At 72.2% G+C, this 13,310-nt stretch carries 11 protein-coding genes; 7 read left to right on the top strand and 4 right to left on the bottom strand.

Annotated elements, in window-relative coordinates; translation table 11 throughout:
* Positions 1-4 precede the first annotated feature (4 nt).
* The gene (locus tag ACIBG6_RS26520) at positions 5-262 is read right to left on the bottom strand and encodes an antitoxin (protein ID WP_399225096.1); all 258 of its coding nucleotides are present in this window, start codon (positions 260-262) and stop codon (positions 5-7) included.
* 69 nt (positions 263-331) lie between these two features.
* Positions 332-718, bottom strand: coding sequence for a hypothetical protein (locus ACIBG6_RS26525; protein ID WP_399225097.1), 387 nt, complete (start codon positions 716-718; stop codon positions 332-334).
* Between the two features lie 139 nt (positions 719-857).
* Here ACIBG6_RS26525 and miaA point away from each other — a divergent pair, with 139 nt between their 5' ends.
* The 6 genes from miaA (at position 858) to hflX (ending at position 8,983) form a co-directional block, all read left to right on the top strand.
* Positions 858-1,796, top strand: a complete 939-nt coding sequence (gene miaA, locus ACIBG6_RS26530) for a tRNA (adenosine(37)-N6)-dimethylallyltransferase MiaA (protein WP_399225098.1) — start codon at positions 858-860, stop codon at positions 1,794-1,796.
* A 108-nt stretch (positions 1,797-1,904) separates the two neighbouring features.
* The gene (locus tag ACIBG6_RS26535; RefSeq protein WP_399225386.1) at positions 1,905-2,381 is read left to right on the top strand and encodes a hypothetical protein; all 477 of its coding nucleotides are present in this window, start codon (positions 1,905-1,907) and stop codon (positions 2,379-2,381) included.
* Between the two features lie 66 nt (positions 2,382-2,447).
* On the top strand, positions 2,448-3,401 hold the full coding sequence (dapF, locus tag ACIBG6_RS26540; protein WP_399225099.1) for a diaminopimelate epimerase: 954 nt from the start codon (positions 2,448-2,450) through the stop codon (positions 3,399-3,401).
* Between the two features lie 140 nt (positions 3,402-3,541).
* A complete protein-coding gene (locus ACIBG6_RS26545; RefSeq protein ID WP_399225100.1) occupies positions 3,542-5,743 on the top strand; it encodes a RelA/SpoT family protein in 2,202 nt (733 codons plus the stop codon).
* A 115-nt stretch (positions 5,744-5,858) separates the two neighbouring features.
* Positions 5,859-7,349 carry a M1 family metallopeptidase gene (locus ACIBG6_RS26550; protein WP_399225101.1) on the top strand — a complete coding sequence of 497 codons (1,491 nt, stop codon included), beginning with the start codon at positions 5,859-5,861 and terminating at the stop codon, positions 7,347-7,349.
* 140 nt (positions 7,350-7,489) lie between these two features.
* The gene (hflX, locus tag ACIBG6_RS26555) at positions 7,490-8,983 is read left to right on the top strand and encodes a GTPase HflX (RefSeq protein ID WP_399225102.1); all 1,494 of its coding nucleotides are present in this window, start codon (positions 7,490-7,492) and stop codon (positions 8,981-8,983) included.
* 111 nt (positions 8,984-9,094) lie between these two features.
* Here hflX and ACIBG6_RS26560 read toward each other — a convergent pair whose 3' ends face one another.
* Together ACIBG6_RS26560 and ACIBG6_RS26565 are read right to left on the bottom strand one after the other, a co-directional pair.
* The gene (locus tag ACIBG6_RS26560) at positions 9,095-10,267 is read right to left on the bottom strand and encodes a trypsin-like serine peptidase (RefSeq protein WP_399225104.1); all 1,173 of its coding nucleotides are present in this window, start codon (positions 10,265-10,267) and stop codon (positions 9,095-9,097) included.
* A 100-nt stretch (positions 10,268-10,367) separates the two neighbouring features.
* Positions 10,368-11,543: a trypsin-like serine peptidase gene (locus ACIBG6_RS26565; protein WP_399225105.1), complete on the bottom strand. Its 1,176-nt coding sequence runs from the start codon at positions 11,541-11,543 to the stop codon at positions 10,368-10,370.
* 322 nt (positions 11,544-11,865) lie between these two features.
* Between ACIBG6_RS26565 and ACIBG6_RS26570 the strand changes: the two genes are divergently transcribed.
* A complete protein-coding gene (locus ACIBG6_RS26570; RefSeq protein ID WP_399225106.1) occupies positions 11,866-13,305 on the top strand; it encodes a diaminobutyrate--2-oxoglutarate transaminase family protein in 1,440 nt (479 codons plus the stop codon).
* Positions 13,306-13,310 lie beyond the last annotated feature (5 nt).

Here is a 13,310-nt window from a genome sequence, read left to right on the forward strand (position 1 = left end):
GTCGTCAGGCGGCCGGCGGCGGGGTCGCGCCGCCGCTCCCGGGCGTGCCGTCGTCCTTGTGACCGATCCGTTCCACTACGTCCTTGGCCTTGCCCGTACCGGACTGGATCTTGTCGCTGTACTTGCCCTTGGTCTTCTCGTCGACCATCTTCGCCGCCTTGTCGAGACCGTGGTCGATCTTGCCCCCGTGCTGCTGCGCGAGGTCGGCCACCTTGTCCTTGGCAGGGGCGAGCTTGGCCTTCAGCGAATCCAGGAGACCCATGGGGCACCTTCCCTCCGCGGACCCTCGGGGGATCCGTGTTCCGTGTCCTGCCCCCAGGACCCCGGGGGCCTACTTGCGGGCGCCTTCGCCTGCCTCGTTGTCCGCGGCGGCCTCGGCCGACTGCTGCTTCGGGATCTCCACGACCTCGGAGGTGCCCTCGGCCTTGTCGGCGACATCGAGATCGGCATCGGCGTCGACATCCACGTCCACGCGGGCATCGGCATCGACACCGACGTCGGCTCCGCCATCGACGTCTTCCTCGACATCGGTGGCGGCGTCGGCATCAGCGTCGATTCCGGCGCGGATCTCCGCGGCCTCCGTCTCCGTCTCCGTCTCAGCCTTCGACTTCGCCTCCGTCACCTCGTCGCCTTCCGACGCCACGACGGCCCCGGTCTCCTCCGGCGAGGCCTCGACCACATCCTTCTTCTTACGGCGAAAGACTGCAAAAACGCCCATATTCACTCCATAGCGTACTCGGATGGGAGGGGCTCGGCGGTGATCGACGGCCGGAACCTCGCAACAGGCAACGAAGCCGGATGGGGGTCGTCACGTAGCTCGTTCGGGGACGGGCCCGGAGGTTTGCGAGACTGGTGCGGTGAGAAGCGCAGCTCCCGCCCCGCGGGTCATCGCCGTCGTCGGTCCCACTGCGGCCGGAAAGTCCGATCTGGGTGTATTTCTGGCCCAGCAGCTCGGCGGCGAGGTCGTCAACGCCGACTCGATGCAGCTCTACCGGGGGATGGACATCGGGACCGCCAAACTGACGCTGGAGGAACGGGACGGCGTCCCGCACCACCTCCTCGACATCTGGGACGTGACCGAGGCCGCCAGCGTGGCCGAGTACCAGCGGTTGGCCCGTGCCGAGATCGACCGGCTGCTCGCGGCCGGTCGCACACCCGTCCTCGTCGGCGGTTCCGGCCTGTACGTACGGGGGGCCGTCGACGCCCTGGAGTTCCCCGGCACCGACCCCGCCGTCCGGGCCCGGCTGGAAGCCGAGGTGGAGGAGCGCGGCTCGGGTGTCCTGCACGCCCGGCTCGCCGAGGCCGACCCCGAGGCGGCCCGCGCGATCCTGCCCAGCAACGGACGCCGCATCGTCCGCGCGCTCGAAGTCATCGAGATCACAGGCAAGCCCTTCACCGCCAACCTGCCCGGACCCGACTCCGTCTACGACACCGTCCAGATCGGCGTCGACGTGGGCCGCCCCGAGCTGGACGAGCGGATCGCGACGCGCGTGGACCGGATGTGGGAGGCAGGCCTCGTCGACGAGGTGCGCACCCTGGAGGCGCGGGGTCTGCGTGAGGGCCGCACCGCCGCCCGCGCCCTCGGCTACCAGCAGGTCCTCGCCGCGCTGGCGGGGGAGTGCACCGAGGACGAGGCGCGCGCGGAGACCGTACGCGCCACCAAGCGCTTCGCCCGTCGCCAGGACTCCTGGTTCCGCCGCGACCCGCGCGTCCACTGGCTCAGCGGAGCCGCCGATCACCGCGGGGAACTCCCGCGAGAGGCGCTGTCGTTGGTCGAACGAGCGGTTACAGCCTGATCACGTGATGGCATCGGGACGCCCTGCCCGTCAGTTCGGCGGTCAGGAGCGTGCCATCATCGAGCATCGATCGACCAAGTGGAGTCCGAGTGGGGAGGGCGCGTGGCGATGGAGGCCGGCCCTCGCGACAGAGAACCGCAGGAAGCGGTCCTGGGCGACCCGACGGGCGATGCCCCGGTCGGGGCCCCGGGCCTGACACCGGACGGTCCTGACGACGCGGAAGGTACCGCCGTCGAGGTGGACGCCGACGAGGTGGAGGTCGAGCTCAGACCGCAGCGACGCCTGCGGATCTGGCAGCTCGCCCCGATCGTCGGCCTCGCCGCCGTCGGCTCCCTGATGTTCGCGTTCCCGCTCGCCTTCGGTTCGGGTGACGGCGGCGCCGTCCTCGCCATGCTCGGACTGCTCATCAGTTCCTGCGCGGCCGGCTGGGGCATGATGGCCGCCCGCAAGGTCGGCTACACCTGGCCCGGCCTTCCGCAGCGCGGCTCGGGCGAGCGCCCCGACTGGCGCGTCCTCGCCCTGTACGTGGCGACGATCGCCGTCCTGGTCGCCCTGGCCGTCTGGCGCGTCGCCCGCCTCCGCTGAGCTCTCCGTACGTCCCGTGACGGACGGCCGCGCCGCCTGTCGGACCCGCCCCGTACAGTTGATCTCGTGACCAGCACGCAGACCTCGCCGCTCCCCTTCCTCAAGGGCCACGGCACCGAGAACGACTTCGTGATCGTCCCCGACGCGGACAACACCGTCGAGCTGAGCCCGGCCTCCGTCGCCCGGCTCTGCGACCGACGGGCCGGCATCGGCGGGGACGGGCTGCTGCACGTCGTGCGCAGCGCCGCCCACCCCGAGGCGCGGCACCTGGCCGACGAGGCCGAGTGGTTCATGGACTACCGGAACGCCGACGGATCGGTCGCCGAGATGTGCGGCAACGGCGTCCGGGTGTTCGCCCGCTACCTCCAGCACGCCGGGCACGTCACCGCGGGCGAGGTCGCCGTCGCCACCCGCGGCGGGGTCAAGCGCGTCCACCTCGACAAGGACGGTTCCGTCACCGTCTCCATGGGCCGCGCGGTCCTGCCCGAGGCCGGGGTCACCGTCACCGTCGACGGCCGCAGCTGGCCCGCGCGGAACGTGAACATGGGCAATCCGCACGCGGTCGCCTTCGTCGAGGACCTCGGCCACGCGGGCAACCTCTTCACGGAGCCGCCCTACGAGCCCGCCGCGGTCTACCCGGACGGGGTGAACATCGAGTTCGTCGCCGACCGCGGCCCCCGGCACGTCGCCATGCGGGTCCACGAGCGCGGCGCCGCCGAGACCCGCTCCTGCGGCACGGGCGCGTGCGCCGTCGCCGTCGCCACGGCCCGCCGCGACGGCGCCGACCCGACCGCGAGCGGCACCCCCGTCACGTACACCGTCGACGTCCTCGGCGGGACCCTCGTCATCACCGAGCACCCCGACGGCGAGATCGAGATGACCGGACCCGCCGTCATCGTCGCCGAGGGCACCATCGACCCGGCGTGGCTGTCCGTCCCCACCGGGTCCGTTCCGACCGGCTCCGTTCCCACCGGGTCCATTCCCACGGGAATCCAGGGAATCGAAACAGTCAACGACTGAATTGTCGCTCGAATGGGTGATCCGATTCACGCTGAGCGAGAGCGTGACTGCGCCACGTGGTGGGGTCGGTAGCATCAAGCACCGGCCCCCAGGGCACGCCTGGCCCGCCCACCGCCGGTCGACGTTGCCGGAGGTGCCCCATGAGCGCAGAGGCCACCAACCCTGTGAGCGCGGCCGACGCCGCCGTCACCGACACGACCGTCCGCAGACGCGGACGCGCCCGGATCGACTTGCGCCGCCTCGGCCGCGCCGCCCTCCTCGGCGCCACCGCGGGACCGGCACCCCGTGACCGGCTGCCCGACGCCATCAGCCATGTCGCCGAGGCGCACCGGGCCCACCACCCCGAGGCCGACCTCACGGTGCTGCGCCGGGCATACGTCCTCGCCGAGTCCTCGCACCGCGGCCAGTTCCGCAAGAGCGGCGAGCCGTACATCACGCACCCGCTCGCGGTCACGCTCATCCTCGCCGAACTCGGCGCGGAGACCACCACCCTGACCGCCTCGCTCCTCCACGACACCGTCGAGGACACCGAGGTGACGCTCGACCAGGTGCGCCGGGAGTTCGGCGCCGAGGTCGCCTACCTCGTCGACGGCGTCACCAAGGTGGAGAAGATCGACTACGGCGCCGCCGCCGAGCCCGAGACCTTCCGCAAGATGCTCGTCGCCACGGGCAACGACGTCCGCGTCATGTCGATCAAACTCGCCGACCGCCTCCACAACATGCGCACGCTCGGCGTGATGCGGCCGGAGAAACAGGCCAGGATCGCCAAGGTCACCCGGGACTTCCTCATCCCCCTCGCCGAACGGCTCGGGGTCCAGGCCCTCAAGACCGAGCTGGAGGACCTCGTCTTCGCGATCCTCCACTCCGAGGAGTACGAGAACACCCGCGCCCTCATCGCCGAGAACTCCCACGCGGGGGACGCCCTCGACGCCATGGCCGAACAGGTCGGCGCCGTCCTCCGCGAGGCCGGCATCGGCGCCGAGGTCCTCGTCCGGCCCCGGCACTTCGTGTCCGTGCACCGCGTCCGCCTCAAGCGCGGCGAGCTGCGCGGCTGCGACTTCGGGCGGCTCCTCGTCCTCGTCGCCGAGGACGCCGACTGCTACGGGGTCCTCGGCGAGCTCCACACCTGCTTCACCCCGGTGATCTCCGAGTTCAAGGACTTCATCGCGGCCCCCAAGTTCAACCTGTACCAGTCCCTGCACACCGCGATCGCCGCCCCCGACGGGGCCGTGGCCGAGATCCTCATCAGGACCCACCGGATGCACACGGTCGCCGAGGCCGGAGTCGTCGCCCTCGGCAATCCGTACACGGGCCAGGAACCGAGCCCCGGCCCGACGCCGCCCACAGGGCAGCCCGCCCCCGTCCTCACCCCCGACCCGCAGCCCGAGGACGGCGAGCGCGTCGACCCCACCCGCCCCGGCTGGCTCTCCCGGCTCCTCGACTGGCAGCAGTCCGCCCCCGACCCCGACACCTTCTGGAGCTCGCTCCGCGCCCACCTCGCCGAGGACGACGAGATCACCGTCTTCAGCGCCGACGGCAGCGCCCCCGGCACGATCAGCCTGCCCGCCGGAGCCAGCTGCGTCGACGCCGCCTACGCCCGGCACGGCGAGGCCGCCCACGGCTGTCTCGGCGCCCGGGTCAACGGCCGCCTCGCCCCCCTGAGCACCGTCCTCGGCGACGGGGACACCGTCCAACTGCTGCTCGCCCAGGACACCGTGTCCGGGCCCTCTCCCGAGTGGCTCGACCACGCCCGTACCGCCGCCGCGCGGATCGCGATCACCGGCTGGCTCCAGGCCCACCCCGAAGCGGCCGCGGCCCCCGCCGACGTCGGCCCCCGGCCCCAGGTCAACGTCCCCGCCGACCGGCGGTCCGGCGCCGTGCTCCACGCCGACCTGGACGGCGAGCCGCCCGCCGTCGTCCGCCCCGCCGGCTGCTGCACCCCCGTACCACCCGACGAGATCACCGGATTCCGCGTCCGCGGCGGCTCGGTCACCGTCCACCGGGCCGGCTGCGCGGCCGTCGAGACCATGCGCGGGGTGGGCCGCGAGCCCGTCACCGTCCGCTGGGGCGACACCGCCCAGTGCCGGGTCACCCTCGTCGCCGAGTCCTTCGGCAGGCCGCGCCTCCTCGCCGACCTCACCGAGGCCATCGCCACCGCCGGGGCAGCCGTCGTCTCCGCGACCGTCGAGCCGCCCAGCGAACAGCGCGTCCGCCACACGTACACCCTCCACCTCCCCGACGCGGCCGGGCTCCCCGCCCTGATGCGGGCCATGCGCGACGTACCGGGCGTGTACGACGTGAACCGCGCCCGCGGCAGCAGGACGGGGCACGGCACGGTGTGACGTGAACCGACGCGACCCGACTTGACCCCCTTCGGGTGGCGGGCGAGCGCGCCGCCCGGAGGAGCGGGGAAACCCCTGGTAGCCGTAGGGCCAGTCCTCCGGAAAGGCCTGGCCCATGCCGCTCGTCCGAAACCCCCTGCCCCGCGCGCGGTGGCTGCGCGCAGCCGTCCTCGTCGCCGCCTCGACCGGGCTCGTCGCCGCCGCGCTGCCCGCACCGGCGCCGCTCGGCATCGGCGACCCGCTCTTCCCACACCTCGGCAACCCCGGCTACGACGTCCTCGCGTACGACCTCGACCTCACCTACCCGGGGGTCAACACCAAGCCGCTCGCCGCCGTGACCCGGATCGACGCCCTCGTCACCGAGGACCTGGAGCGGCTCAACCTCGACTTCACCCACGGGACCGTCTCCGCCGTCACCGTCGACGACCTGCCGGCCTCGTACACGAGCAGCGGTGAGGACCTGATCGTCACCCCCGCCGTGCCGATCGACGCCGGCGAGCCCGTCGAGATCACCGTCACGCACACCAGCGACCCCACAGGCCCCGCCGACACCGGCGGCTGGGTCCGGACCGGCGACGGCCTCGCCATGGCCAACCAGGCGGACGCCGCCCACCGCGTCTTCCCCTCCAACGACCACCCCGCCGACAAGGCGTACTTCACCTTCCGGATCACCGCCCCCAGTGCGCTCACCGCCGTCGCCAACGGCCTGCCCGCCGGACGCGTCGACCACGGCGCCACCACCACCTGGACGTACCGCACGCGCCACCCCATGGCCACGGAGCTCGCCCAGGTCTCCATCGGAAGCTCCACCGTCGTGCACCGGAGCGGTCCCGGAGGCCTGCCCGTACGGGACGTGGTGCGGACCGCCGACCGGGAGCTGATGGAGCCCTGGCTCCGCAAGACCCCCGGCCAGCTGGAGTGGATGGAGCAGCAGGTCGGCCCGTACCCCTTCGAGACGTACGGCGTGCTCGTCGCCGACGCCGACACGGGCTTCGAGCTGGAGACGCAGACCCTCTCCCTCTTCGAGCGGGGCCTCTTCACGGAGCCCCGCTACCCGGAGTGGTACGTCGACTCGATCATGGTGCACGAGCTGGCCCACCAGTGGTTCGGCGACAGCGTCACGCCCCGCCGGTGGTCCGACCTCTGGCTCAACGAGGGACACGCGAGCTGGTACGAGGCGCTGTACGCGCAGGAGAAGGCAGGCAAGTCCCTGGAGCGGCGCATGAAGGCGGCCTACGCGGCCTCCGACGAGTGGCGGGCCGACGGCGGCCCGCCCGCCGCGCCCGAGCCGCCCTCGCCCGGCCACAAGATCAGCCTCTTCCGGCCCGTCGTCTACGACGGCAGCGCCCTCGTCCTCTACGCCCTCCGGCAGGAGATCGGCACCGAGGCCTTCCGGCGCCTGGAGCGCCGCTGGGTCGCCGACCACCGGGACTCCACCGCCACCACCGCCGACTTCACGGCCCTGGCCGGCGAGATCGCGGGACGGGACCTCACCGCCTTCTTCCGTGACTGGCTGTACGCGGCGAAGACCCCGCCCATGCCCGGGCACCCCGACTGGCGCACCCGCCCGGCCGAGGCCGCCAGGACCGCGCCGAAACCCGGGTGACGGGCCCGGCCGGGCCGTGCCACCATCGTCAGGTCGGCGACGCGGCCGGAACCGGGAATCTTCCGGTGCCGTCACGCGTTGCGACGGATACAGAACCAGCTTCGTCGCTGTCAGGCGACGTCATTCGACGTAAGGACCCAATGACCTCCTCTTCTTCCCCTTCCCAGGACGAGCAGCGCTTCGCGGAGACGAACCGTACCGAGAGCCTTCGGGCCGATGCCCTGATGGAAGAGGACGTCGCCTGGAGCCACGAGATCGACGGAGAGCGGGACGGCGAGCAGTTCGACCGCTCCGAGCGCGCGGCCCTGCGGCGCGTCGCCGGCCTCTCCACCGAGCTCGAGGACGTCACCGAGGTCGAGTACCGCCAGCTGCGCCTGGAGCGCGTCGTGCTGGTCGGCGTCTGGACCTCGGGGACCGTGCAGGACGCGGAGAACTCCCTGGCGGAGCTCGCGGCCCTCGCCGAGACGGCGGGCGCCCTCGTGCTCGACGGCGTGATCCAGCGCCGTGACAAGCCGGACCCGGCGACCTTCATCGGCTCCGGCAAGGCACGCGAACTGCGCGACATCGTCGTCGAGACCGGCGCCGACACCGTCGTCTGCGACGGCGAGCTCAGCCCCGGCCAGCTCATCGCCCTCGAAGACGTCGTCAAGGTGAAGGTGGTCGACCGGACCGCCCTCATCCTCGACATCTTCGCCCAGCACGCCAAGTCCCGAGAGGGCAAGGCGCAGGTCGCGCTCGCGCAGATGCAGTACATGCTGCCGCGACTGCGAGGCTGGGGTCAGTCGCTGTCCCGTCAGATGGGCGGCGGCGGCGGTGGCGGCATGGCCACCCGCGGTCCCGGTGAGACCAAGATCGAGACCGACCGGCGCCGCATCCGCGAGAAGATGGCGAAGATGCGCCGGGAGATCGCGGACATGAAGACCGGCCGCGACATCAAGCGGCAGGAGCGCCGACGGAACAAGGTGCCGTCGGTCGCCATCGCCGGATACACCAACGCGGGCAAGTCCTCCCTGCTCAACCGCCTCACCGGCGCGGGCGTCCTCGTGGAGAACGCCCTGTTCGCCACCCTCGACCCGACCGTGCGCCGGGCCGAGACGCCCACCGGCCGGGTCTACACCCTGGCCGACACCGTCGGATTCGTCCGGCACCTGCCGCACCACCTGGTCGAGGCCTTCCGCTCCACCATGGAGGAGGTCGGGGACTCCGACCTCATCCTGCACGTGGTGGACGGCTCCCACCCGGCTCCGGAGGAGCAGCTGGCCGCCGTGCGCGAGGTCTTCCGGGACGTCGGCGCGGTGAACGTCAAGGAGATCGTCGTCGTCAACAAGGCGGACGCGGCGGACCCGCTGGTCCTCCAGCGTCTGCTGCGGATGGAGAAGCACTCCATCGCGGTCTCGGCCCGTTCGGGCCAGGGCATCGAGCAGCTGCTCGCGCTCATCGACGCCGAACTGCCGCGCCCCGAGGTCGAGCTCGAAGCCCTCGTGCCGTACACGCAGGGCGGCCTCGTCTCGCGGGTGCACGCCGAGGGCGAGGTGCAGTCCGAGGAGCACACCCCGGAGGGCACCCTGCTCAAGGCCCGGGTGCACGAGGAGCTGGCGGCGATGCTCGCGCCGTACGTTCCGGCCGCGCACTGAGCCACGGCACCACGACGGAGGGCGCTGTCCTCCTCCCCTCAGGGGGAGGCGGACAGCGCCCTCCGTCGTGATGCGGTGCGGTGCGGTGCGGTGCCGTGCCGATCGCTCGGATCAGCGCGCGAACTTCTTGCTGACCATCTCGTGGGCCGCCTTGGCCCCCTTGCCCAGCTGCGGTCCGGCGAGCCAGCCGTTGCTGCCGGCCGGGCCGATCGAGGTGTTCGACACGAGCGCCGTCTTCCCGTTCGGCAGCACACGGAACCAGCCGCCGCCCGAGGAACCGGCCGTCATCGTGCAGCCGATCCGGTACATCGTAGGCGTGGCCGGGGCCGTGGTGAGCCGCGTCGCGCGGTCGAGGCACTTGTGCATGATCAGCCCGTTGTACGGCGAAGCCTGCGGGTAGCCCCAGGCACCCATCGTCCCGGCCTGCGCGGCCGTCGGCGCGGAGAAGTCGACCGGCAGCGCGGCGCCGACGGTCTCCTCCAGCGACTTGCGGCCCCGCTCGGGCTGCACGTGCAGCACGGCGTAGTCGTACGGCCAGGCCTGGTTCGTACCGCCGCGCTGGATCCAGTCGCCCGAGGTCACCGCCCAGTCGGCCCAGTACTGGCCGTAGGGCGCGACCTCGTGCGGCTGCGCGTTGCGCAGGGCGGAGGGCGACTTGCCGAGGTCGTTGTAGGCCGGCACGAAGGTGATGTTGCGGTACCAGCCGCCGCGCTTGCCCGCGTGGACGCAGTGCCCGGCCGTCCAGACCATGTTGGACTTACCGGGCCGGCGCGGGTCCTTCACGATGGTGCCGGAGCAGACCATGTGACCCTCGGGCGAGTCGAAGAAGATCTTCCCGACCGGGGCCGCGTTGCGGTGGTACGGCGTCTTCTCGCGCTGCGCCTTGACGGGCCGGGGCGTCGGGTCGGTGCCGCCCGTGCCGGCCTGCGCGGTGAGCGTCTGGTCCGGGCTCTTCGCCGACTGCATACGCGTCGGGTCCCAGAGGCCGTCGATCACCGGATTGACGAAGTCCTCGGCCTCACGGAGCCAGGTCGCCTCGTCCCAGTTCTTCCACTCGCCGTCCTTCCACTTGTCCAGGTCGACGCCGTGCTTCTTGAGCTTGTCGGCGAGGTCCTTGGCGAGATCATCGCCGCCGCCGGCACCGTCGGTGGCGGGCGCGGAGCTGCTCGCCCCCGCGGCCGGCTTGTCGGCGGCCGGGGTCTCGGTGGGGCCGCAGGCCGTGGCGGTCAGCGCGAGCGCCGCCGCCAGGCCGAGGACGGCGGGTGTGAGTCGTACAGAACGCATGATGTGCATTCCCCCTGTGATGTGTTCCGCGTCCGGGACGTGGGCCGTCGGCCGGACATGGGGGGAGGCGGGACCCGGGGGCCCCGCCTCCGTGCCGTGCCTACTGCCCGGCGTACTTCTTGCTGACCTCGTCGAAGATGGCCTTGGCCTCGGGTCCGAGACGCGGACCCGCGAGCCAGCCGGCCGTCGACGGGCCGATCGAGGTGTTCGACACCAGCGCCGGCTTGCCGTCACTGCCCTCGGCCACCCAGCCACCGCCGGACGAACCACCGGTCATCGTGCAGCCGACCCGGTACATCGTCGGCTGCTCCGCCTTCAGCGACAGCCGGCCCGGCTTGTCCTGGCACTGGAACATCTTCTGGCCGTCGAACGGCGGCGCCGCCGGGTAACCGGTCGCCGTCAGGCTCGCGATCTTCGGCACGGCAGGCGCGTTGAAATCGACCGGGAGGGCCGAACCGACCGTCTCCTCCAGCGACTTGCCCGAGCCGCCCTTCTCCGGGGTCACCTGGATGACCGCGAAGTCGTACGGGGCGCCGGCGCCGCCCGTGGACGCACCCTGGGCGATCCACTGGTCGGAGGTCTTGACCCAGTCCGCCCACCACACGCCGTACGGCGCGATCTGCTCCCGCGTCGCCTTCTCCAGGTCGGAGGTCGGCAGCGCGGAGTCGTTGTACGAGGGCACGAAGGCGATGTTGCGGTACCAGCCGCCCTGCTTGCCCTTGTGCACACAGTGCCCAGCCGTCCAGACCAGGTTGGACTTGCCCGGGTGGGCCGGGTCCTGCACCACGGTGGCCGAGCAGACCAGCGAGCCCTCGGGGCCGTCGAAGAAGACCTTCCCGGCCTCCGGCGCGTTGGCGTGGTACTTCGGGGCGACGGCCTTCGCCTTCACCGCGGCGGGAGTCGGGTCGGTGACACCCTCGTCACCCGAGATGTCCTCCTCCTCGACCGGCTTGTCGGGGCGCTCGGCCTCCCGCATCCGGTCCGGGTCCCAGAGGTCCTCGATGATCGGATTGACGAAGTCCTTGGCCTCACGGAGCCACTTGTCGCGGTCCCAGTTCTTCCACTCGCCGTCGCGCCACTTGTCGAGGTCGATCCCGTGTTCCTTCAGGCGGTCCTTCAGGTCCTCCGGAATCTGGATCTTGTCGGCCGGGTTCTGGCTCGCGGGCGCGCTGGGCTTGTCTCCCGCGTTCTCCTCGGTCGGGCCGCAGGCCGTCGCGGTGAGCGTCAGCGCCGCGACGGCGGAAGCCGCCATCAGCAGCGGACGAATCGATCGCATCTCGTGATCCCCCTGGGACTACATCAATGTGTGCATGGGTGAACGGCGGTCGCGTCCGCGCGGACGGCGACCGACGGCCCCCAACTATGCCGGTGCCGGAGGGGACGGTACCTGCCCCGCCGCCGGTTCCGAATGGGGTTCAGCCGTTGCCGTGCCGTGATCCGGGACACGCCAAGTTGTTGCCACCCGGCCCGTGATCCCCGGGAGTTCCCGTCGTTGGTACGGACGGGGGACACAACGGCGGCGTTCAGGACGGCCCTTGCGGCGGCTCCGCGACGTCCCGATGTGCAACGCAACCGTTACAGCGGGAGGACACCGAGCCGTGGCCGTGACCGAATCAGCTCCTGCCGTCGCACCGGCGGCGCAGGTGCGGAACCCGACGGGCGACGCGACGGACCAAGGGGGCGGCGGGTACGAGGCGATCCTGCGCCGCCAGTCGCAGCGCGAGTCCGCCGCGCGCACCTACGCCCGGTCCCTGCCCATCGTCCCCGTGCGGGCCCGCGGCCTGACCATCGAGGGTGCGGACGGCCGCCGTTACCTGGACTGCCTCTCCGGCGCCGGGACGCTCGCCCTGGGACACAACCACCCCGTGGTCCTGGAAGCGATCAGGAAGGTCCTCGACTCGGGCGCACCGCTCCACGTCCTCGACCTCGCCACCCCCCTCAAGGACGCCTTCACCTCGGAGCTGTTCGCCACCCTGCCGGGCGAACTCGCCGACAACGCCCGCATCCAGTTCTGCGGACCGGCCGGCACGGACGCCGTCGAAGCGGCCCTCAAACTCGTCCGCACCGCCACCGGCCGCGACGGACTCCTCGCCTTCACCGGCGCCTACCACGGCATGACGGCCGGAGCCCTCTCCGCCTCCGGCGGAGCGACCGACGTCCGCGTGACCCGGCTGCCCTACCCGCAGCACTACCGCTGCCCCTTCGGCGTCGGCGGCGACCGCGGCGCGGAACTCTCCGCCCGCTGGACCGAGAACGTCCTCGACGACCCCAAGAGCGGGGTCACCACCCCCGCCGGAATGATCGTCGAGGCCGTCCAGGGCGAAGGCGGGGTCATCCCCGCCCCGGACGACTGGATGCGCCGGATGCGCCGGATCACCGCCGACCGCGCCGTCCCGCTCGTCGTCGACGAGGTCCAGACCGGCGTCGGCCGCACCGGCGCCTTCTGGGCCGTCGAACACAGCGGTGTCGTGCCCGACGTGATGGTCCTCTCCAAGGCCATCGGCGGCTCCCTCCCACTCGCCGTCATCGTCTACAGGTCCGAGCTCGACGCCTGGGAACCCGGCGCCCACGCCGGCACGTTCCGCGGCAACCAGCTCGCCATGGCCGCCGGCACGGCCACCCTCGCGTACGTCCGCGAGAACAAGCTCGCCGAACGGGCCGGAATCCTCGGCGCCCGTATCCTCGGCCGACTCCAGGGCCTCGCCGCCGCCCACCCCTGCGTCGGCGACGTCCGCGGCCGGGGCCTGATGATCGGCGTCGAACTCGTCGACCCCGACGCGGCCGGCCCGGACGACCTCGTCCCGCCCGCCGCCCCCGCCCTGGCCCTCGCCGTCCAGCAGGAGTGCCTCGCCCGCGGACTCATCGTCGAACTCGGCGGCCGCCACTCCGCGGTGGTCCGGCTCCTGCCCCCGCTCACCCTCACCGACGAGCAGGCCGCCGCGGTCCTCGACCGCTTCGCCGACGCCCTGGCCGCGGCCGAACGGGCCCACACCCCCACGACGGGCGCACCCCGGACCATCCCCGGACCGTCCCACTGACCCCG

The organism is Streptomyces sp. NPDC050842, assembly GCF_044456565.1.
In the GTDB taxonomy this organism is placed as follows: Bacteria; Actinomycetota; Actinomycetes; order Streptomycetales; family Streptomycetaceae; genus Streptomyces.